This window comes from Haloarcula sediminis (genome assembly GCF_035656455.1).
GTDB classification, from domain to species: domain Archaea; phylum Halobacteriota; class Halobacteria; order Halobacteriales; family Haloarculaceae; genus Haloarcula; species Haloarcula sediminis.
In genome coordinates, this window is record NZ_JAYMGA010000008.1 from 97,710 (window position 1) to 119,270 (window position 21,561).

Annotated in this window: 20 protein-coding genes; 13 read left to right on the forward strand and 7 right to left on the reverse strand. The window is 66.6% G+C overall.

Features of this window, described 5'->3' with window-relative positions; all coding sequences use genetic code 11:
* Positions 1-201: 201 nt before the first annotated feature.
* The 9 genes from VJ162_RS14440 to VJ162_RS14480 all read left to right on the forward strand — a co-directional run bounded on the left by VJ162_RS14440 (position 202) and on the right by VJ162_RS14480 (position 7,811).
* Positions 202-453: a F0F1 ATP synthase subunit C gene (locus tag VJ162_RS14440; RefSeq protein WP_262180016.1), complete on the forward strand. Its 252-nt coding sequence runs from the start codon at positions 202-204 to the stop codon at positions 451-453.
* 22 nt (positions 454-475) lie between these two features.
* Positions 476-1,060 carry a V-type ATP synthase subunit E gene (locus VJ162_RS14445; RefSeq protein WP_324665237.1) on the forward strand — a complete coding sequence of 195 codons (585 nt, stop codon included), beginning with the start codon at positions 476-478 and terminating at the stop codon, positions 1,058-1,060.
* On the forward strand, positions 1,057-2,127 hold the full coding sequence (locus tag VJ162_RS14450; RefSeq protein ID WP_324665238.1) for a V-type ATP synthase subunit C: 1,071 nt from the start codon (positions 1,057-1,059) through the stop codon (positions 2,125-2,127). Before VJ162_RS14445 ends, VJ162_RS14450 begins: the two co-directional genes overlap by 4 nt.
* Complete coding sequence (locus VJ162_RS14455; protein ID WP_324665239.1) at positions 2,124-2,450, forward strand: V-type ATP synthase subunit F; 327 nt, start codon at positions 2,124-2,126, stop codon at positions 2,448-2,450. Before VJ162_RS14450 ends, VJ162_RS14455 begins: the two co-directional genes overlap by 4 nt.
* Before the next feature lie 3 nt (positions 2,451-2,453).
* Positions 2,454-4,214: an ATP synthase subunit A gene (locus VJ162_RS14460; protein ID WP_324665240.1), complete on the forward strand. Its 1,761-nt coding sequence runs from the start codon at positions 2,454-2,456 to the stop codon at positions 4,212-4,214.
* Positions 4,214-5,629: an ATP synthase subunit B gene (locus VJ162_RS14465; protein WP_324665241.1), complete on the forward strand. Its 1,416-nt coding sequence runs from the start codon at positions 4,214-4,216 to the stop codon at positions 5,627-5,629. Before VJ162_RS14460 ends, VJ162_RS14465 begins: the two co-directional genes overlap by 1 nt.
* 141 nt (positions 5,630-5,770) lie before the next feature.
* A complete protein-coding gene (locus tag VJ162_RS14470; protein ID WP_324665243.1) occupies positions 5,771-6,520 on the forward strand; it encodes a bacteriorhodopsin in 750 nt (249 codons plus the stop codon).
* Between the two features lie 184 nt (positions 6,521-6,704).
* On the forward strand, positions 6,705-7,397 hold the full coding sequence (locus VJ162_RS14475; RefSeq protein WP_324665245.1) for a V-type ATP synthase subunit D: 693 nt from the start codon (positions 6,705-6,707) through the stop codon (positions 7,395-7,397).
* 21 nt (positions 7,398-7,418) lie between these two features.
* The gene (locus VJ162_RS14480) at positions 7,419-7,811 is read left to right on the forward strand and encodes a DUF6276 family protein (RefSeq protein WP_324665246.1); all 393 of its coding nucleotides are present in this window, start codon (positions 7,419-7,421) and stop codon (positions 7,809-7,811) included.
* 131 nt (positions 7,812-7,942) lie between these two features.
* Here the strand turns inward: VJ162_RS14480 and prf1 are convergent, their stop codons facing one another.
* On the reverse strand, positions 7,943-9,199 hold the full coding sequence (gene prf1 / locus VJ162_RS14485) for a peptide chain release factor aRF-1 (RefSeq protein ID WP_324665249.1): 1,257 nt from the start codon (positions 9,197-9,199) through the stop codon (positions 7,943-7,945).
* 231 nt (positions 9,200-9,430) lie between these two features.
* Between prf1 and VJ162_RS14490 the strand changes: the two genes are divergently transcribed.
* Positions 9,431-10,258: a MinD/ParA family ATP-binding protein gene (locus tag VJ162_RS14490; RefSeq protein ID WP_324665404.1), complete on the forward strand. Its 828-nt coding sequence runs from the start codon at positions 9,431-9,433 to the stop codon at positions 10,256-10,258.
* 263 nt (positions 10,259-10,521) lie between these two features.
* On the opposite strand, the gene argS is transcribed toward VJ162_RS14490, so the two are convergent.
* The 5 genes from argS to pyrH form a co-directional block, all read right to left on the reverse strand.
* Entirely contained in the window at positions 10,522-12,258 is a 1,737-nt protein-coding gene (argS, locus tag VJ162_RS14495) for an arginine--tRNA ligase (protein WP_324665251.1), read from the reverse strand.
* 48 nt (positions 12,259-12,306) lie between these two features.
* On the reverse strand, positions 12,307-14,067 hold the full coding sequence (locus tag VJ162_RS14500; RefSeq protein WP_324665253.1) for a site-2 protease family protein: 1,761 nt from the start codon (positions 14,065-14,067) through the stop codon (positions 12,307-12,309).
* Positions 14,068-14,153: 86 nt separating this feature from the next.
* A complete protein-coding gene (locus VJ162_RS14505) occupies positions 14,154-14,570 on the reverse strand; it encodes a DoxX family protein (protein WP_324665255.1) in 417 nt (138 codons plus the stop codon).
* A 49-nt stretch (positions 14,571-14,619) separates the two neighbouring features.
* Positions 14,620-16,263 (reverse strand): lysine--tRNA ligase, encoded by a 1,644-nt coding sequence (lysS, locus tag VJ162_RS14510; protein WP_324665257.1) that lies wholly within the window; start codon positions 16,261-16,263, stop codon positions 14,620-14,622.
* Positions 16,264-16,950 carry a UMP kinase gene (gene pyrH / locus VJ162_RS14515; RefSeq protein ID WP_324665258.1) on the reverse strand — a complete coding sequence of 229 codons (687 nt, stop codon included), beginning with the start codon at positions 16,948-16,950 and terminating at the stop codon, positions 16,264-16,266.
* Between the two features lie 333 nt (positions 16,951-17,283).
* On the opposite strand from pyrH, the gene VJ162_RS14520 reads away from it, so the two are divergent.
* Both VJ162_RS14520 and VJ162_RS14525 read left to right on the forward strand, forming a co-directional pair.
* Positions 17,284-17,532, forward strand: a complete 249-nt coding sequence (locus tag VJ162_RS14520; protein ID WP_220588872.1) for a DUF7123 family protein — start codon at positions 17,284-17,286, stop codon at positions 17,530-17,532.
* 124 nt (positions 17,533-17,656) lie between these two features.
* On the forward strand, positions 17,657-18,850 hold the full coding sequence (locus VJ162_RS14525; protein WP_324665260.1) for a site-2 protease family protein: 1,194 nt from the start codon (positions 17,657-17,659) through the stop codon (positions 18,848-18,850).
* A 261-nt stretch (positions 18,851-19,111) separates the two neighbouring features.
* Here the strand turns inward: VJ162_RS14525 and thiL are convergent, their stop codons facing one another.
* Complete coding sequence (gene thiL / locus VJ162_RS14530) at positions 19,112-19,978, reverse strand: thiamine-phosphate kinase (RefSeq protein WP_324665261.1); 867 nt, start codon at positions 19,976-19,978, stop codon at positions 19,112-19,114.
* A 464-nt stretch (positions 19,979-20,442) separates the two neighbouring features.
* Between thiL and VJ162_RS14535 the strand changes: the two genes are divergently transcribed.
* Entirely contained in the window at positions 20,443-21,480 is a 1,038-nt protein-coding gene (locus VJ162_RS14535; RefSeq protein ID WP_324665262.1) for a lysylphosphatidylglycerol synthase transmembrane domain-containing protein, read from the forward strand.
* Positions 21,481-21,561: the final 81 nt, after the last annotated feature.

Sequence of the window (21,561 nt, forward strand, 5' to 3'; positions counted from 1 at the left end):
CGCCCTTCGGGCGCTTTCTTTCGACCGCGCGAGCTCGATTCACCGAGAGGGACCACCGGTTGCGAGGTATTAACACCCACCGATAGAAGCGGGCAGAACCGCCGGATAGCCTGCTGACGAACCGTTTTGGGAACCTTTATGAACTCCGTGGCGTCAGTTACGCCTGTTCGGACACGAGCAACTTCACAGAGGACTTCAACAATGATCGATACTATCGCACCCCTTGTCGGCACTGTACTACAAGAATCTTCGCCTGCAATCACGGGTCCCGGTGCTGCCGCACTCGCCGTCGGACTGGCCGCACTCGGCTCGGGCTACGCAGAGCGAGGTATCGGCTCGGCCGCGGTCGGCGCTATCGCGGAAGACGACAGCCTGTTCGGCCAGGGGCTCATCCTGACAGTCCTGCCGGAAACGCTCGTCATTCTCGCGCTGGTCGTCGTCTTCGTCGTCTAAACCACATCCCCCTTTTCAAACAATGAGCCTTGAAACAGTCGTAGAGGACATCCGAGACGAGGCCCGCGCACGTGCAGAGGAAATACGGGCGGACGCCGACGAGCGCGCCGAGGAGATACGTGCCGAGGCCGAGGCCGACGCCGAGGAGATACGCGAGGAGCGCGAGGCCGAGGTCGAGCGCGAAATCGCCCAGGAGCGCGAACAGCGCCTCTCCTCTGCGAAGCTCGAGGCCAAGCAGGCCCGGCTGGGCGCCCGACGCGACGTGCTCGAAGACGTCCGCGCCGACGTCGAAGCGGCCATCGCCGACCTCGAAGGCGACCGACGCGAGGAGCTGACCCGCGAGCTGCTCGAGGGCGCGGTCGCCGAGTTCGACGACGGCGCCGAGCTCCGGGTCCACGGTCGCGCCGAGGACCGGTCGCTCATCGAGGATATCCTCACTGAGTACGACGACGCAACGTTCGCCGGTGAGCGGGAGTGTCTCGGCGGTGTGGTAGTCGAGAGCGAAGCCTCCCGGGTCCGTGTGAACAACACGTTCGACTCCGTCCTGGAGTCGGTCTGGGAGGACAACCTGAAAGCAATCAGCGACCGCCTCTTCGACGACCAATGAGTCTCTACGGCTCAGGTAGTCGGACCAGCAACTACGAGTACGTCATCGCCCGGGTGCGCTCCCGGCGCGGCTCGCTGTTCGACGACGACGACTACCGGAAGCTGGTCCGCATGGGGACGAGCGAGATCGCTCGCTTCATGGAGGAGACCGAATACGAGACCGAGATGAACGCGCTCGGGGCCCGATACAGCGGCTCGGACCTCGTCGAGTACGCGCTGAACCGCAACCTCGCGAAACACTTCGACGACCTGCTGCGCTGGTCCGAGGGGGCGCTGTATGACTACGTCGCCCGCTACCTGCGGAAGTTCGACGCGTGGAACGTCAAGACGGTCATCCGCGGGCTGTACGCGGAGGCCGACTCGGCCGACGTCGATGACGACCTCATCCGCGCCGGCGAGTTCAGCGAGAAGCGCGTCGACCAGCTACTCGCCGCGAGCTCCATCGAGGAGGTCGTCGAGTCGCTGGATGACACCATCTTCGGTGACTCGCTGGCGGAGGCCTACGAGGTCTACGAGGCCCAGAACGTCCTCGTGCCCCTGGAAAACGCCATCGACCGCGCCTTCTACGAGACGCTGCTCGATGGCCTGCCCAGCAATCCGGAGCGTGACAGCCCGACGGGGCTGTACGTCCAGTTCCTGCGGACGGAAGTGGACTTCCGGAACCTCCGGAACGCCCTGCGGCTGGCCCACAGCGGGGCCGACACGGACCCCGCGGAGTACTACATCGACGGCGGGAAGCTGTTCGACGAGCAGTCGCTCGCACAGCTCGCCACGAACGTCGACGGACTGGTCACCGCGGTGCGTGAGAGCACGTACGGCGATGACCTCGACTCGGCGCTCTCGGAGCTGGAAGACGCCGGGAGTCTGGTCGAGTTCGAGCGGGCGCTGGACGCGGCGCTGCTTGAGTACGCGGACAAACTGTCGAACCGCTACCCGCTGTCGGTCTGTCCGGTGTTGTCCTACATCCTCGCCAAGGAGCGCGAGGTCGACAACATCCGGGCCATCGCCCGCGGTCGCGAGGCGGGGCTTGGCCCCGACGAGATCGAACAGGAGCTGGTGATACTATGAGCCAGGAGATAGCAGTCATCGGGAGTCCGGAGTTCACGACGGGCTTTCGGCTGGCGGGGGTCCGCAAGTTCGCGGACGTCCCCGCCGAGGCAAAAGACGAGCAGCTGGACGACGCCGTCTCGGAGATGCTCGAAGACGACGACGTCGGCATCGTCGTGATGCACGACGACGACATGGACCACCTCTCGCGTGGCGTCCGCAAGGACGCCGAGACGAGCGTCGAACCCGTGCTGGTGACGCTGGGCGGCGAGGGCGCCGGCAGCGGCGGGCTGCGTGAACAGATCAAACGAGCCATCGGTATCGACCTGATGGACGAGGAGTAAACTATGAGTCAAGCAACAGAATCCGACGTCCGTGAGGACGGCACAATCGAAAGCGTCTCGGGACCGGTCGTAACGGCTCGGGACCTCGACGCCCGGATGAACGACGTCGTCTACGTCGGTTCGGAAGGGCTGATGGGCGAGGTCATCGAGATCGAAGGCAACATCACCACCATCCAGGTGTACGAGGAGACCTCCGGGGTCTCCCCGGGCGAACCGGTCGAGGGGACCGGCGCCCCCCTGTCGGTGGACCTCGGGCCGGGGATGCTCGACGCCATCTACGACGGCGTCCAGCGCCCGCTCGACGTCCTCGAGGAGAAGATGGGCTCGGCGTATCTCGACCGCGGTGTCGACGCGCCGGGCATCGACTTAGAGAAGACCTGGGAGTTCCAGCCGGAAGTCGCGGAAGGCGACGAGGTCGAGGCCGGCGACATCGTCGGCACCGTCCCCGAGACGCCCAGTATCGACCACAAGGTGATGGTCCCGCCGGACTCGGAGGGCGGCGAGGTCACCGCCATCGAGTCGGGCGAGTTCACTGTCGAGGAGACGGTCGTCGAACTCGACTCGGGCGAGGAGATCCAGATGCGACAGGAGTGGCCGGTGCGAGAGCAGCGGCCCTCCGTCGACAAGGAGACGCCGACCGAACCGCTGATTTCGGGCCAGCGCGTGCTCGACGGCCTCTTCCCCATCGCGAAGGGCGGGACCGCGGCGATTCCCGGTCCCTTCGGCTCGGGGAAGACCGTCACCCAGCATCAGCTCGCCAAGTGGGCCGACGCGGACATCGTCGTCTACGTCGGCTGTGGCGAGCGTGGCAACGAGATGACGGAAGTCATCGAGGACTTCCCGGAACTGGAAGACCCCATCACGGGCAACGCCCTGATGGACCGGACCTGCCTCATCGCGAACACGTCGAACATGCCCGTCGCGGCGCGTGAGTCCTGTGTCTACACGGGAATCACCATCGCGGAGTACTTCCGCGACATGGGCTACGACGTGGCGCTGATGGCCGACTCCACCTCCCGGTGGGCCGAGGCCATGCGCGAAATCAGTTCGCGACTGGAGGAGATGCCCGGCGAGGAGGGGTACCCCGCGTACCTCTCCGCTCGCCTTTCGGCCTTCTACGAGCGGGCCGGCTACTTCACGAACATCAACGGCACCGAGGGCTCCGTCTCCGTCATCGGCGCCGTCTCGCCGCCCGGCGGGGACTTCTCCGAGCCGGTGACCCAGAACACGCTGCGTATCGTCAAGACGTTCTGGGCCCTGGACGCCGACCTCGCCGAACGCCGGCACTTCCCCTCTATCAACTGGAACGAGTCCTACTCGCTGTACCGCGAACAGCTGGACCCGTGGTTCGTCGACAACGTCCGCGAGGACTGGCCCGAGACGCGACAGTGGGCCATCGACACGCTGGACGAGGAAGCCGAACTGCAGGAGATCGTCCAGCTCGTCGGGAAGGACGCCCTGCCCGAGGACCAGCAGCTGACCCTGGAAATCGCCCGCTACCTGCGTGAGGCGTGGCTCCAGCAGAACGCGTTCCACCCGACCGACACCTACTGCGAGCCCGAGAAGACGTACCGCATCATGGACGCCATCAAGACGTACAACGACGAGGCCTTCGATGCGCTCGATGCCGGCGTGCCCGTCGAGGAGCTCACCGACATCGAAGCCGCGCCCCGTCTCAACCGCATCGGCGTCCAGGAGGACTACAACGAGTACATCGACGAGCTCGAGGACGACATCGCCTCGGAGCTCCGGGAGCTATACTAATGAAAGAGTACCAGACAATCACCGAGATAAGCGGCCCGCTGGTCTTTGTCGAGACCGACGAGCCGGTCGGCTACGACGAGATCGTCGAGATCGAGACCAGCGACGGCCAGATGCGCCGCGGCCAGGTGCTCGAATCGGCGAGCGACTACGTCGCCATTCAGGTGTTCGAGGGGACGGAAGGTATCGACCGCGACGCCTCCGTTCGCTTCCTCGGCGAGACGATGAAAATGCCCGTCACCGAGGACCTGCTGGGGCGGGTCATGGACGGGACCGGCCAGCCCATCGACGGCGGGCCCGAAATCGTCCCCGACGAGCGCCAGGACATCGTCGGCGCGGCCATCAACCCCTACTCCCGGGAGTACCCCGAGGAGTTCATCCAGACCGGCGTGAGCGCCATCGACGGCATGAACACGCTCGTGCGCGGCCAGAAACTGCCCATCTTCTCGGCGTCCGGGCTCCCGCACAACGATCTCGCGCTCCAGATCGCGCGACAGGCGTCCGTGCCAGAAGAAGAGGAAGGCGACGACGACGAGGGCTCTGAGTTCGCCGTCATCTTCGGCGCGATGGGTATCACGGCCGAGGAGGCAAACGAGTTCATGGACGACTTCGAGCGCACCGGCGCCTTGGAACGCTCGGTCGTCTTCATGAACCTCGCCGACGACCCGGCCGTCGAGCGGACCATCACGCCCCGCCTCGCGCTCACCACCGCCGAGTATCTGGCCTTCGAGAAGGACTACCACGTGCTGGTCATCCTGACGGACATGACCAACTACTGCGAGGCGCTGCGAGAGATCGGCGCCGCGCGTGAGGAGGTCCCGGGCCGGCGTGGCTACCCCGGCTACATGTACACGGACCTGGCCCAGCTCTACGAGCGGGCCGGCCGCATCGAGGGCCGCGAGGGGTCTGTCACGCAGATTCCCATCCTCACGATGCCGGGCGACGACGACACCCACCCGATTCCGGACCTCACGGGGTATATCACGGAGGGCCAGATCTACATCGACCGGGACCTCAACAGCCAGGGCGTCCAGCCGCCGATCAACGTCCTGCCGTCGCTGTCGCGGCTGATGGACGACGGTATCGGTGAAGGGCTGACCCGTGCCGACCACGCCGACGTGAAAGACCAGATCTTCGCCGCGTACGCGGAGGGTGAGGACCTGCGCGACCTCGTCAACATCGTCGGCCGCGAGGCGCTGTCGGACCTGGACAACAAGTATCTGGACTTCGCTGACCGCTTCGAGGAGGAGTTCGTCGACCAGGGGACCGACACGGACCGCGACATCGACGAGACGCTCGAACTCGGCTGGGACCTGCTCTCGATGCTCCCGAAAGACGCGCTTAACCGCGTCGACGAGGAGCTCATCGAGGAGCACTACCGCGAGGACGAGACAGCCGAAGAAGTCGCCGCGGACTAACTGCGGGCCACGACTCTCCCGGGCCTTGCAACTGCCGCCTCATTTTAGCTGTCTACCCCGACGGCGCAACGCTTGCCCCTTCACACCCAACTGATTGGGTGTGCTAAACTTCACTTGTCGAACCCAAAATGCACATGCACTATGCCACAACCAGGGAGCGAACAGATATGGCTATGGATCGGCACAGCAGGCATGTTCCTCGGCATGCTGTACTTCATCGGCCGAGGCTGGGGTGAGACTGACGACCGTCGGCAGAAGTTCTACATCGCGACGATACTGATAACAGCGATCGCGTTCGTGAACTACCTGATGATGGCGCTCGGGTTCGGGCTGACCATCATCGACCTGCCGAACGACCCGGAGGCGCCCATCTACTGGGCCCGGTACACGGACTGGCTGTTTACCACGCCGTTGTTGCTGTACGACCTCGCTTTGCTCGCGGGGGCGGACCGCAACACCATCTCGACGCTCGTCAGCCTCGACGTGTTGATGATCGGTACCGGCGTGCTGGCGACGCTGTCGGCCGGGAGCGGCGTCCTCTCGGCGGGCGCGGAGCGGCTCGTCTGGTGGGGCATCAGCACCGCCTTCCTGCTCGTGTTGCTGTACTTCCTGTTCAGCACGCTGTCGAGCAGGGTGACCGATCTCCCCAGTGACACCCAGGGCACGTTCCGTACGCTTCGGAACCTCGTTGCGGTCGTCTGGCTGGTCTACCCCGTCTGGTGGCTCATCGGCACCGAGGGGCTCGGACTGGTCGGCATCTTCAGCGAGACGGCCGGCTTCATGGTCATCGACCTGGTCGCGAAGGTCGGCTTCGGGTTCATCCTCCTGCGGAGCCACAGCGTCCTCGACGGTGCGGCCGCACCGACGGGCGCGACGCCCGCCGACGACTGAGGTGAGCGAAGCGACCGCCCTCGAACCGTAAGCGAAATCACCGGCGATCACGGGAGCCAAGCGGGGAACGCCGGGTCCCGTGAGACACGGCGGCCGGTTCCGCTTTTTTCGACCGCGAAACGGATAGCGCCGGCCCCGAGCCGACTGAAAACGGTTAACTGGCTACGCCCGAAACGGCCCTGTAATGGCGAAGGACGTCAAACCGACCCGGAAGAACTTGATGCAGATAGAGGACCGCATCGAGCTCTCCGAGCGCGGGCACGATACGCTGGAGAAGAAGCGTGACGGCCTCATCATGGAGTTCATGGACATCCTCGACCAGGCACAGGACGTTCGCGAGGACCTGGACGACTCCTACGACCGCGCCCAGGACGCTATCAACAAGGCCCGGGCGATGGAGGGCGACGTGGCGGTCCGGGGTGCCGCGGCCGCGCTCAAGGAACACCCCGAGCTGACGACCCAGTCGAAAAACATCATGGGCGTCGTCGTCCCCCAGATCGACTCGACGGGGGTCAAGAAGTCCCTGGACGAACGCGGCTACGGCGTGATGGGCACCTCCGCCCGCATCGACGAGGCCGCCGACGCCTACGAGGAACTCATCGAGAACATCATCCTCGCGGCCGAGGTCGAGACGGCGATGAAGAAGATGCTGGAGGAAATCGAGACCACAAAGCGACGCGTCAACGCCCTCGAGTTCAAGCTCCTGCCCGACCTCCACGACAACAAGGAGTACATCGAGCAGAAACTCGAAGAGCAAGAGCGCGAAGAGATCTTCCGCATGAAGAAGATCAAAGCCAAGAAAGAAGAGGAGGAAGACGCCCTCGCGGCCGAGGAGGCCGAAGACGAGGAAGCGGAGCCGCTCACGGCCGACGACTGACGGACCTGTCTCTTTCTCTCTATGCCCTGTCAGTCCTGCGGTGGCGAGACAGTCGCCGTTCCGGTGCCCGCGGAGCTACGCGAGCAACTGCCCGGTGGCGCGCCGGCCGTGGCGGTGTGTCGTGCCTGTCTGGCGATGGAACCGAGCGCGGACGCACCCGACGGCGTCCCGGACCTGGCCGCGCTCGACGACGCCGTCCCGTCGGACCCCGAGGCCGCCCTTCCGCTGGTGTTGCTCGTGGGGTTGCTCGACTCGCTGGCGCTGCATCGAACGGAGATAACCGCGCTGCTCGAACGGGTAGAGCGGGCCGGCACGGACCCGTTGCTCGCCGTGGACCGGCTGGCAGACAGCTACGGGGATGACGCTCACGTCGACCTCGCCGCCCGCCGCCGGCAGCTCGAACAGCTCCTCTGAGCCGTTCCTAACGAGTTAGGTACCCATATTTTATACGTGCCAGTGCTTGCACGAAACGCGGCAGACGAAAGTGTGCCCGCTCGTGGACTGACACTCTGTCCACTCACCCCACCCACTCCCCATTCTGACGCTTACACGCCCGTCGAGTAGCGGAGCAACCCGGCGACGCCCCCGAAGGCGGTCTGGAGCTGCTCGCCCTTCTCGAAGTCCGTGGAGATAAACACCGTCTCCGTGCCCCGCTGGTCGGCCAGCTCCATCAGGTGGTCGATGGCGTCCTCGCGTTCGCCCTCGTCGGCGTCGACGGTGGCGCTACAGCGCGTACACTCATGATCGGGGGTCGGCTTCGAGCTGTCGATGAGGTCGTACTCGTCGTGGCCGTTCTCGCAGGTGTAGGCGACGACGTCTTTCCGGAGGTCCTCCGAGATGAGCAGCTCCTCGACGGCGCCCATATTTAAGTTCTGACGGGTCTGGTCGAAGCCGTAGGTGGCCTTGTCCCCGTCGTGGAGCTGTTTGAAGAACTCCTCCATGACCTGCTTGTCCTGGAGCATCTCGTGTTCCTCCAGGACGTCCTCGGCGGCGTCGACCAGGTCGTACAGTCCGGACTCGTCGGTGTAGGCGATGTCGAACTTCCCCAGCACCATGTCCTGTAGCTCGTGGTGGAGGTAGTCGCCGTCCAGGAACTCGTCTTTGGTCGGCGATGGGCCGCCCACGAGCACGCCGTCCATCTCGTGGCGGTCCGGGACCATGAGGTCGTTGGCCATCCCGGCGACCTCCTGGTAGAAGTTGTCGATGGCCTCCAGGCGCAGGCGGGCAAAACGCTGGGCGGACTGGCCACCCTTCCGCTGCTTTCCGGGGACCATCGAGGAGGCGGACTTGACGGGCTCGACGCGCTTGCCTTTCAGCCAGCCGACGTTTGCCTCCCGCCGGTCCAGCACGACGAGGCCGAACAGGCCCTTATCGGCCAGCATGTTCTCCAGGGGCTCGGTGAGGAAGGCCGAGTCACAGTGGTAGCGAAAGGACTCGATAGGGTCGGGCGGCGACTCTAGGACCTTCGTGACCATGTCGGTCCGGCCGCCGCCGGTGTCGATAGCGCCCGAGAACAGCACCATCCCGTTCTCCGGGGGTTTCACGTCGTAGTAGCGCAGGCGGTCTTTGAGAGAGGTCAGCGCGTCCTGGACCGCCGTCCGGGTGGCCTTCGATTTGATGTTCGAGGCCTCGGAGTGCTCCTGGGTGACGTGGGCGACGACGTCGCTCAAGAGCTTGTCCTCGGGGACGTAGATAGAGACGAGCTGCGTGCCCGAGCCCTCGTACCCCTTGAGTTCCTCGATGACCTTCTTGAACTCGTACTTCTGTTTGTCAGACTGCTCCTGTTCCTGGGGCTCGCTCATTACCGTAATTTCGGTAGTGTCGCGTAAGAACCTGTTGACAGAGCCGGGCGCGCCCGGAGCCGCGCCCTCCCACGCGCCACCGGACAGGAGGTGTCGCCGGTAGCCGGACCGGCGCCACCCCCTGTGGCCCCGGACAGGTGCCAGCCAGATTCCCGTACTGCTCGCCTGTCATGACGACTCACGGACAGCCGGGTTTATATGACTGCCACTATAGAACACAGACAACAGATTATGGCGGGGTATGTTTGTACCATCGCAGGCGGGAAAGGCGGGGTCGGTAAGACCACCACTGCTGTCAACGTCGGCGCGGGACTGCAGGAACTGGGGTACGACGTCGCCGTCGTCGACGCCGACCTCGGGATGGCGAATCTGGGGTCGATGCTGGCGGTCGAACCCGAGCGAAGCGTCCACGAGATTCTGGCCGGTAACGCGGCCGTCAGCGAAGCCCTGACCGACGCCCCCGGCGGTCTGACCGTCATCGCCGGCGAGCAGTCCCTGGACGCCTTCGCCGACGCCGACCCGGCGAAGCTAAGCAAGGTCATCAAGACGCTCCGGGCCGCCTACGACGTCGTCATCATCGACACCGGTGCCGGCCTGAGCCACGAAGTCGCCGTCCCGCTGGGGCTTGCCGACGGCATCGTCCTCGTCACAACCCCCGACGACGTCGCGGTCGGCGATACGGTCAAGACCGCCCAGCTGGCAGAACGCATCGACGGCACCGTCCTCGGCGGTATCATCACCCGCGTCACCCGCAACACGGACGTCGCCGACATCAACGAGCGCTTCGAGTTCCCGCTGCTCGCGGTCATCCCAGACGACCCGCAGGCGACCCACGAGGAACCGCTGGTCCGCTACGAACCCGACAGCCCCGCCGCCGACGCCTATCTCCGCCTGACCGACGCACTCGAAGGCGTTTTCTTCCAGGACGACACCGCCGAGGTCGACCTCGATACCGTCGTCGACGACGCCTGGTTCCTCGACGAGCCGGACACGGCGACGGCCACCGACGACCCCGACGAGGAGGAGAGCTCCGGCGGCGTCTTCGGGCTGTTCAACTAGGTGATCGTTTCTTCGGGAGGCTATGCGGACGTTTCGAGTACAACCGCTGAAATCACTGCGGGCCAGAAAGCCCCCGGACTCTCGGCTACTGCGACTCGCTGCGCGCTTCGTTCACTGTAGTGCTTACATCGTCTCGAACGCCGAGAGCCCGGCCCCTTTCAGTCCCACCCTGCCGGCCGGTCAACCGGCTATGGGCAGACTGACACTTTCGGCTGTGAACGACGTTGACCACCACTCAAAAACTGTCGACTACTGCTGTGGGGTCACATCGACGTCGGTGCTTCGATACCGATGGCGTCCAGCGCGTTCGCGACGGTGTGTCGAGTCCCGGCGACGAGAGCGAGCCGCGCCGCACGCGTCTCTTCGTCGGCGTCGAGGACGGGACACTCCCGATAGAAGGCGTTGAACGTCTCCGCGACGGTGCGGGTGTAGGTGGCGACCGTGTGGGGCTGGAGGTCGTCGGCCGCTTCCTCGATGACGGCGGGGAACCGCGCGAGCACGCGCAGGAGGTCCAGTTCCTCCGGCTCGCCCAGCTGGTCGAAGTCGGGGTCGTCGGGTATCTCGCCGGCGTCCTCGGTGATGCCACAGCAGCGGGCGTGGACGTACTGGACGTAGGGGGCGGACTGGGCCTCGAAGTCCAACGCGCGCTCCCACTCGAAGGTGATGCCCTTCGTGGGCTGTTTCGAGACGATGTCATAGCGCACCGCGCCGACGCCGACCTGGTGGGCGATGCGTTCGATGTCGGCCTCGTCTAAGTCCCCCCGCGTCCGGTCGTCCAGCCGGGACTCGACCTCGTCGCGAGCGCGGGTGATGGCCTCGTCGAGCAGGTCGTCGAGGTCGATACCGGTCCCTTCCCGGGTACTCATGCCGCCCTCGGGGAGGTTCACCCAGGAGTAAAACACCTGCTGGAGCTGGTCGGTGTCCTCGCCCAGCAGTTCGAGCGCCGCAGCGAGCTGGTCGGCCTGCAGGTGGTGGTCCTCGCCCAGCACGGTGACGGCGCGGTCGTAGTTGTCGAACTTCCACTCGTGGTGGGCGAGGTCCCGCGTCGTGTACAGGGAGGTCCCATCGGAGCGCAGGAAGACGAGGTTCTTCTCGAAGTCGGGCAGGTCGAGCTGCCAGGCGTCCTCGTCGTAGACAGCACAGTCGAGCTCCTTCAGCCGGTCGACCAGCGCGTCTGTGTCGCCGTTTCGCATGAACCGGGTCTCCTTGACGAACTCGTCGAACTCGGCGGGGAGCCGGGAGAGCGTGGCCTGCATCCCGCCAAGGACCGTATCGACCACCTCGGCGACGCGGTCGTAGGTGTCCTCGTCGCCCTCTTCCAGCCCCTGGAGGATGGATTGTATCTCCGCTTCGGCCGCCTCGACCTCGCTTTCCGGACCGTCTTCGAGGAACGAGTTCCCCTTGCGGTAGTAGCGGACCATCTCGTACTCGGGGGAGTCCCGTTCGGGTTCGGGGAGGTCGCCCTCGTCGAAGGTCTCGTAGGCCCAGGTGAACACCGCTATCTGGCGGCCGGCGTCGTTGACGTAGTAGTGGCGGTCGACGTCGTAGCCGGCGTAATCGAGCACGCGGGCGACGGCGTCCCCGATTATCGGGTTGCGCGCCCGGCCGACGTGGACCGGGCCGGTCGGGTTCGCGGAGGTGTGTTCGACGACGACGCTTGTCTCGCGGTCGGGCAGCCGGCCGAACGACTCGTCGGTGGCCGCCCCCAGCGTCTCGGCGAAGTAGGCCTCGCTCGGCAGGAAGTTCACGTACGGGCCCTGCGTGGTCACGGCACTGACGTAGTCGAGCGATCCGGTCTCGACCGCGTCGGCGATGTCGGCGGCCACTTTCGGCGGCGGCGCCCCCATCTCGCCGGCCAGGCGGAACGCGGCGCTCGAAGCGAGAACGGCATCGACGTCCTCCGGGGGCTCCTCGATACCGAGGTCCCCGGTCGGGAGGTCCAGAGCCGTCAACGCCGAACGGAGCGCGTCTTCGGCCTCGGAGCGGAGCTGTCTGAACATACGCCCCTCTCTCACCGCGGGGAGTAAATGGGTAACGAAACGCCGGGCTTACGCGAAGAATCGCGGGCCAAACAGCATCACGAAGAGGCCGCCTATCATCGACGCCGTCACCGCGAGTGTCACGGCCGTCGTGAGGCTCCGCCGGCCGGGGACGGGTAGCCGGGAGACGATGGACTCGGTCGAGGCCCGGAGGATGTGGCCCCCGTCGAGCGGGAAGGTCGGGATGAGGTTGAACTGGCCGATGACGATGTTTATCCACCCGGTCCAGAACAGGACGTTCGCAAGCAGGAACACGGCCGAGTCACCGAGGACGGAGAGGGGCCCGTCGACGGTGTAGAAGTCGGCCCAGAAGCCGGTGAAGCCGGGAAAGTTGTACCCGAGGCCGCCGCCCGGGGCCTCCCCGATGACCGGGAGGACGAAGGCGAAGTACAGCTGCTGGAAGAAGCCGGTGTCGGCCGCCTGGTCAGCGTTCCCGCCGACGGCGTTCAGGAAGGCCGCCGCCGGATACTGGTCGAGGCCGAAGTCGTTGACCTCGATGCCCGACACGCCCGCCTGTGGAGCGATACCCAGTAGCGCGCCTCCGGTGCCGTCGTCGCCGGCAGTGACGTTGTAGGTCTGCCGGTCGCCGTCGACGTAGGCGGTGACCGTGAGTTCCTCACCGGCCGAGCGGTTGTCCAACACCTCCCGCAACTCGGCCGTGTTCACGGTCCGCTCGCCGTCTATCTGCGTGATGACGACGCCGGCTTCGGCGGGCGCACCCTCACCCGCGAGCGCCCCGTCGGGGCTGACGAGCGCGTAGCTCCCGGTCGGCATCACCACGGTCCGGCCGCCCTCCGTCCGAAGCTCCGCGACGGGGTGGGCCCGCGCGGCGTCGATGAACTGCTCGGTCGTCGAGACGGTCGTCCCGTTGACGCTGACGATGGTCTCGCCGCTTTCCAGCGGGGCGCTCTCGATGGCGCTGCTGACGACCGCCGACCGCCGGACCGTCGCGGACTCCTTGTCCCGGAAGTCCACCGTCACGCGCGTCTCGTTGGTCGCCGCGAGCGTCGACTCCATGTCGCTGGGGCTTTGGACTGTTTGGCCGTTGATACCCGTTATCACGTCACCCGATTCGATGCCGGCCTGTGCCGCGGGGGTCTCCTCGACGGTGCCGCCGACGTGGTAGCCGTCGACGACCGCGATAGAGCCCGCAATCGGCCCGAAAAGCAGGAGAAGCGCGATGAAAGACAGCGCGAAGTTGTTCGTCACCCCGGCGGCGTACATCCGTACCTGTGCGCCCCGGTCCGACTTCAGCAGCTCCGTCTCGTCGGGCTCGACGAAGGCGCCGATGGGGACGACTGCAAGCAGCGCCAGCCCCATCGACTCGATGTCGATGTCCTCGACCCGGCAGAACAGCCCGTGGCCGCCCTCGTGGACGACGAGGGCAAGCACTAGGCCAAAGACGATTTCGGGCGCGACCGACAGCGGGAGGAAGTCGTTGACGCCCGGAATCGCCAAGGCGTTGCGGGGCTCGTTCAGCGCCGAGGGCTGTGGGTTGACCACCGCCTGGTAGGCGCTGAAAGCGACCAGCAGGAACGAGCCCACCATCACGACCAGGGCGGCGCCGACCCCCAGGTTCCCCCAGGCGCGCCAGAACCGCTTCGGCCGGGCAAGCCGTGTCAGTATCTGCTTGCCCCGCTGGGTGTGAATCGTCGCGAGCGGACCGCTGAGGTTGACGTACTCGGGTATTACACCGCGGGATCTGAGTCCCATCGCCGCAAGCGTGTACGCGGCGAGTCCGACGAGGACCCACGTCAGCGTGCCGACCATTTACTGAGAGATTGGGCCAGCAAAGCAAGAGGGTTTGGTTTGACTGTGCTGAGCCACAAGCCGCGTACGCGCCGGGCGCGTGACCGTTACTCCCGACTCGCGACGCCAAGCAGCGCCAGAGCCGTCCCGAACAGCGCCGTGTTCTTCAGGAAGTTAATCTGTTCCTGCTGGGCCTCGTCGTCCTCTGCCGCCCAGAAGTCGTGCATCATGGGGGTGACGCCGAGGAAGAACGTCGCCACGGCGAGGGCGGCCAGCCGGGGAAGCCGCCACAGCGAGACGCCGATACCCCCAAACAGCAGGAGTCCGTGGGCGGCCTTGTTCGAGGCCGCCGGCATCGGGACGCCCTTGGCCTCGGCGTACTGGGCGCGCGCCTCGGCGTTCCGGAGCCCGTCGACGGCCATCACGGTGAGGACACCGCCGTACAGCAGCCGGCCGAGACGAAACGCCGTCGACGTGTTCGATGACTGTGCAGCCGAATCGTCCGTGTCGGACAGGTCTGACATACCGGCACGTACGGCCGCTACCCACTTAGAGCCACGTCCGAACGCTTGCTCAGGCGTCCCGCCGGAGACGCCGAACGACGAAGTCCCGGTCGAGCTTGCCCATGAACGGGCCCAGCTGCGGGCCCTCGGTGTCGTCGAACAGCAGCCGGTACCCCGCGGCGAAGAACTCGGAGGTGTCGATGTCGTTTCGCTTTGCGGTCTCGTAGATCTCGCTCTGGATGGCCTCGCCGTCGTGGCCCGCCTCGACGAAGTCGGCGAGCTCGTCCAGCGCGGCTTCCATCTCGGGGTCGAACTCCACGTCGGGCATCTCGGCGCGCTTTAGCTCGTAGTCGAACTCGTTTCCGGTCCGGCGCGCCCAGTGCTGTGCGCGCTCGACGCGGGCCAGGGCGTCCTCGACGGCCCACTCCGGCGCGTCCTCGGGGATGTGCCCCTCCTTGCGGGCGATCTGCTCTCTGATTTCGGGGTCCTCGGTCATCCCCAGGACGGCGGCGAAGGTGTAGGGGATGCGCACCCGTTCTTCGCGGGGCTCGTCGACGACCACGGGGTAGGCCCGCTCGGCGAGTTCCCGCTCGGCCTCGTCGCGGGGCTCGATGTCGCCGAAGTATACCCCCTCGAACCGGTCGAACTCGTCGACGAGTCGGTCCACGTCGGTGATGGAGAAGTCCCGCTGTTTGCGGGGGTTCTTCACGAAGAAGTACCGCAGCACCTCGGGTTCCAGAATATCCAGGACTTCGTCGACGGTGACGACGTTGCCCGAGGAGGACGAGAGTGGTTCGCCCTCCAGCGTGAACCACTCATACACCATCGGGACCGGCGGCTCGATGTCGAGGACGTTCTCGGCGATGTCCTCGCCGGAGGGCCAGGAGCCCTCCGCGTGGTCTTTCCCGAAGGGCTCGAAGTCCACGCCCAGGATCTCCCACTGGCCGGGCCACTCGAAGCGCCAGGGCAGCTTGCCCTCCCGGAGCGTGGCGACGCCCTCGTGGCCACAGCCCTCGATGGTCTGGTCGCCGGCCTCGACGTCTTCACAGACGTAGTGGACCTCGCCGGCGTCGAGGTCGACATCGGTGACGCCCTCGGTGAGCTTCCCACACTCCTCACACTGCGGGAGGAAGGGGACGTAGTCGTCGTCGACCTTGTTCTGGTACTGTGCGAGCACCTCGCGGGCGCGGTCGGCCCGCTCCAGCACCCGTCGCGTGACGGCCTCGAACTCGCCGTCGGCGTACAGCTCGGTGTTCGAGACGAAGTCGATGTCGATGCCGACGAGCTCGGCGCTCTTTTTCAGCAGGTTGGTGAAGTGGGCGCCGTATGAGCCACAGTCACAGTCGAAGGGGTCGGGAATATCCGTGTAGGGCTTCCCGAGGTTCCGGCCGAGCGCGCCGGCGTCGACCTCGCCCAGCCCGACGACGTTCCAGTCGAGGTCCGCGAGCTGTCGGGGGACCGCCCGCAGGCGGTCCTTGTCGTCGGCGGTGAAGGCCTGCCGGACCTCGTAGCCGCGGTCACGGAGGGACTGGGCGACGTAGTAGCCCCGCATTATCTCGTTGAAGTGGCCGATGTGGGGCACGCCCGAGGGCGACACCCCGCCCTTGACCACGATGGGGTCGTCCGGGTCGCGGGCCTCGACGGCGTCAGCGACCGAGTCCGCCCAGAACGCCCGGTCGCTGCCGCGGCCGACCTCGTAGGGGTCCTCGGCCATCTATGCTCCCGGGAGGATCTCGGTGCCGTCGAACTCGCCGTCCTGTACCGCGTCGATGACCCGCTGGGGGTCGGTCCCGTCCAGCACGATGGTGCGGATGCCCGACCGCTCTATCACCTTGGCCGCGAGCAGGTCGACCGGCGCGCTGGAGCCGGCGTTCATCTCTATGTCGCCGATGACGTCGACGAGTTCCCCGGCGGTCAGCTGGTCGAAGCGGGTCGCCTCGTCGTCGCTGTTCGGGTCGGCGCTGTAGACTCCGTTAACGGAGGTCGCATACACGAGGAGGTCGGCGCCGACGTACTCGGCGAAGGCGGCAGCGACGGCGTCGGTCGTCTGTGCGGCGACGATGCCGCCCAGCACGGGGATGTCACCGCGGCGGATGGCCTCGCGGCCGCTCTCGTAGCTCTCCGCGGGCGTGGCCGCGGCGCGGTCGTCGAGCGCGGCGATGAGCAGTCGACCGTTCAGCCGGGTGACGGCGATGCCCAGCTGGTCGAGCTCTATCTCGTTTGCTCCCAGCTCGCGGGCGGTCTCGATGTACTCGCGGGCCGTGGGGCCGCCACCGACGACCGCCCCCAGCGTGTGGCCCGCCGAATCCAGCGACTGGATGGCGGCCGCGTAGTCGGCTACCCGGTCCGGCTCGAGGTCGGGGGCGAGAACGCTCCCACCGACGTTGACGACGACTTTCATTGGCCCGGCGTAACCACGAGGGGCGCTTAAGCGTTGTCAAGCGGGGACGCCCAGCCGCTGTGACACATCCGACAAGCGGGCGGCGGTTATCGGCAATATATGCCTACAAATGGTCGAGAACCCGTCTCCACTCGCCGTTTTACGGCGTCAAAAACCGATCGCTCAGAGACAGGAAATACGGGCTTAGAGAGCTGTATAAAACGTCTCGGCGGTAGAGAAACGGTCGTAAAAAGTACTATTTAGGCTGATTTGGCCTGAAAGCCCCCGAAGCGACGCGAACCTTCCTTCCTTTATATGCCCTTGCCGGACCACTGACGAAACGAGGTGACACAGATGAGCGCAACTACGCAGCCCTCCGGTGAGGAAGAGCCCTCGAAAGAACAGCGACTCAAGTCGTTCCTGGCCGAGAAAGCGGCCGACGGTGAGATGTACTTCAAGAGCAAGTTCATCGCGGACGAGGTCGGGCTCTCCCCCAAAGAGATCGGCGCGCTGATGGTCAAACTCAAAGACAGCGCGACCGAGATCAACGTCGAAAAGTGGTCGTACACGAGCGCGACCACCTGGCGTATCGAACCCGCGTAGTCCCTTTCCCCCTGGTCCCCCTCGTACGGACTGCCGTAGATATCCCCTGAAATCACGACAGGCTCCGTCTCCATCGCCACCCGGAACACGGGGTATTAGTGTCCTCGTCGACTATCCGTAGCCGATGAGTGGCCACGGCGACGACGCGCCGTCCCCCGACGAACTCGCAGGTGTGTTCCACGTGGCAGCCGTCGACCGGACCGACGGCACCGTCCGGTACTTCGGCGAACCGCTGGTCCGGCCCGACGCCGCCGTCGAGACGCTCCGACCGCAGTTCGCCCAGTCGGGCTACTCCCTTTCGCTCGAACGCCAGCCGGCGCCGCCGTCCCCCGTCCAGTCCGTCCGGCCGGCCGGCGACGGGTTCGACACGCCCCGGACACAGCAGTACGCGCTGGTGGCCGAACCCAAAGACAGCGGCGGTGTCCCGTGGCTCAACGTCGGCCTGCTGGTCGCGACGGTCGCCTCGACGCTGTTTGTCGGCGCCAGCAGCTGGTACTACATCCCGGTGACGGAGCAACCCCTCCGCCTGTTCGAGGCCTGGCCCTTCGTCGTCGCGATGCTTGGCGTGCTGGGCATCCACGAGCTGGGCCACTACGCCGCCGCCCGGTATCACGGTGTCGACGTGACGTTACCGTATTTCATCCCGTTTCCCTCCCTCTTGGGGACGATGGGCGCCGTCATCAACATCCGCGGGCGCATCCCTTCCCGGCGCGCGCTCTTTGACATCGGCGTCGCGGGACCGCTCGCCGGGCTGGTCGCGACCGTCGCCGTCACGCTCGTCGGCTTCACGCTCGACCCGATACAGGTCCCCCAGCGCGTCCGCGAGGGCGCGAGTCAGTACGCTATCAACTTCCACGACCCGCTGCTCATGCAGGCCATCGAGGGGTTCGTCAGGGCGCTCGGTATCGGCACCGCCGTCGGCCCCACCGAGGCGGTCCACCCCGTCGTCTTCGCCGGCTGGGCGGGGATGTTCTTCACGTTCCTGAACCTCCTGCCGGTGGGCCAGTTGGACGGGGGCCACATCGTCCGCTCCATCGTCGGCCAGCGCCAGGAGACGATCGCGGCGGCCGTCCCCGGTGGGCTGTTCGCGCTGGCGGGATTCCTCTATTTCACCCAGGACGCCCCGCCCATCGGCTTTGGCGTCTGGACGCTGTGGGTGTTCTGGGGGCTGCTCGCGGCGGGAATGGCCTACGCCGGCCCGGCCAGACCGACCGTCGACGAGCCGCTTGACCGCTGGCGGACGGTACTCGGCGTCGTCACGTTCGGTCTCGGCCTGGCCTGTTTCACCCCCATCCCCTTCGAGATAGTCGCGGCCTGAGGTGTCGGCCCCCGGGATAAGCCGGTTTTACTCGACGGGCGACGTCCCGTGTTCGCGGGAGCTGCCGGTGAAATCGCGTTAATCGTGTAAACAGAGACGAACTATCGGCCGGGTATAGGGGGTCGCGGCGTCTCCGTCCTGACAGCAGATGACCGCTGAACCCAGCCAGTCCGCGGACGAATCTTCACTGACCCGCGAGGAGCGGGAAGGCGCCGCGATCAGGGCCGTCGAACTGGTGGCACTGACACTGGCTGCCGAGCCTCAGTGCGAGTAGCCACGGTCGGCCAGGGGCTCCCCGTCGAGTGTGACCCCGGCTTCGGTGACGGTTCCGACCCGGTGGAGCGGACAGGGCGCGCCCTCCCGTGCCGCCGCCAGGTCGCTCTCGGGGACCGTACACACCAGTTCGAAGTCCTCGCCGAAAAAGAGGCCCAGTTCGCGCCGGTCGTCGTCGCTCTCGGCCAGCGTGTCGACCCGCTCGTCGATGGGCAGCGGGCCGGTCAGGGCCGCCCCGCAGTCGCTCGCCTCGGTTAGCTGGTGGACCGACCGGGCCAGTCCGTCGCTGGAGTCGAGCATCGCCGTCGCGTAGGGGGCAAGCGCCCGGCCCGCGGCCACGCGGGGTTCGAACTGGAACAGCTCGTTTGCCGCCTCGACCTCGCCCCGGTCGAACAGCCGAATCGCCGCGGCCGTCCGACCCAGCGTCCCGGTGACACAGAGGGCGTCGCCGGGCTCGGCGCCGGAGCGTCGGACGGGGTCGGCCGTCTCGCCCAGCGCCGTCGTGGCGACGGTGAACTCGTCGTGGCCGTCGAGGTCGCCGCCGACGTACTCCGCCCCGACCGCCTCACAGACCGCCGTCGCCCCGTCGAGGAAGGCCGAAAGCTCCGCCTCGTCGAAGGTCGGGACCGCGTACACCGCGACCGCGGCCGTGGCCTCGGCCCCCATCGCTGCCACGTCCGACAGCGACGCGCCGACCGCCCGCCAGCCGGCGGTGTAGCGGCTCGTCCCCTCGGGGAAGTCCGTCCGCTCGTGGAGCATATCCGTCGTGATGACCTGTCCGTCGACGACCGCACAGTCGTCGCCCGCTGCCGGGAGGCGGTCGCCGATGAGCCCCAGGGCGGTCTGCTCGTCCATACGCAGTTCTTGTGTTGCCGGCTAAAACGAGCGTTGGTTCGGCAGTGGATGCAACCGGTGACACAACTACTGCCAAGAGCCAAAAATCCCCGGCGGGCTACACTCGGTGGACTCGCTGTGCGCGTCCTTCGCTCCGCTCAGTCCAGTGCTTGTGTCGTCTGCCTTTGTGTAGCCCGCCACCGGGAGACCAGAGGACTCCCGAGCCGTCGGCGCGCAGCGCCGACAACGCCCCTTCAAGTCCACCCGTAGACGGTTGGCCAAACGGTATTGGGCGGGACTGAAAGGGGCCGACCGTTCGGCGATGGCCGACGACACAAGCACCGCAGGCCGGAGGCCGAGGAGCGCAGCGAGTCGCCCGAGCCGAACGGTCGGGGGCTTTCTGGCTGTTCACAGGTTAGTTCAGTCAGTAAAACCAGTTCCTAGCGGTCGGTACGTTCAAACCCCGGACGGCCCACGCAGTTCGTATGGACGGCAACCGCGTGGCGACGTTCGCCGGGTTCGTCGGCGCGCTGGCCGTGCTCGCGGTGCTGGTGTGGGTCGTCGGCGTCGACCGGACCGTGACCGCGCTGCTGTCCGCGGACCCGGTCGCCCTCGTTTTCGTCGCCGTCGTCGCGCTCGTCTGGCTGACCACGTGGGGGTTGGCGCTGTGGTCCGTCCTGCGGGCGCTGGGTAGCCCGGTTCGGGCCCACACGGCGGTGCTCGTCTACGCCGGCGCCGTCTTCTCGAACAACGTCACCCCTTTCGGCCAGGCCGGCGGCGAGCCCCTCAGCGCACTCATCATCGCCTCGGCGGCCGACACCGAGTACGAGACCGGCCTGGCCGCTATCGCCAGCGTCGACACGGTCCATTTCGTCCCCTCGATCGGCTTCGCCATCGCCGGGTTCACCTTCGTGACGGCGGATGCCGTCCAGCTGGGACGGAACCTCGTCTTCGCCGCGGTCGCCGTCGCGGCGCTGGCGGTCGGGCTCCCGGTCGCCGCGTTCCTGGGCTGGCGCTACCGCTATGAACTGGAAGCGACTGCCGTCCGGCTGCTCACGCCCGCCATCCGCTGGGTGGGTCGGGTCGTTCCGAAGTGGTCGCCGCCGACGGCCGACAGCATCGAGGCCCGTATCGAGAGCTTCTTCGTCGCTATCGAGCGTATCGCCACGGACAGGCAAACGCTGCTGCAGACGCTTGGCTTCTCGGGGCTGGGCTGGGCCTGCCTGGCCGGCTCGCTGTGGCTCTCGCTGTACGCCGTGGGCCACACTGTTCCCGTCTCGGTCGCCCTGCTGGTGGTGCCCGTCGGCTCCATCGCGAGTCTGGCCCCGCTGCCCGGCGGGTCGGGTGCTATCGAGGCGGTGCTGGTGACCCTGCTCGTCTCGACCACCGCCGTCCCCGGGGCCGTGGCGACCTCGGCGGTGCTCGTCCACCGCGGGGCGACGTATCTGTTCCCGCTGTTGCTCGGCGCCGCCGTCGCCAGCGCGCTCGGGGCCGACCGCGCCGCGGCAAACACAAGGGAGTAGTGTGGGCTCGAAACACGAACGGGGGCCATCTGGCCGTGTCGACCGTTCACGTCCCGGGCCGGACAACGATGCGCTTAAATG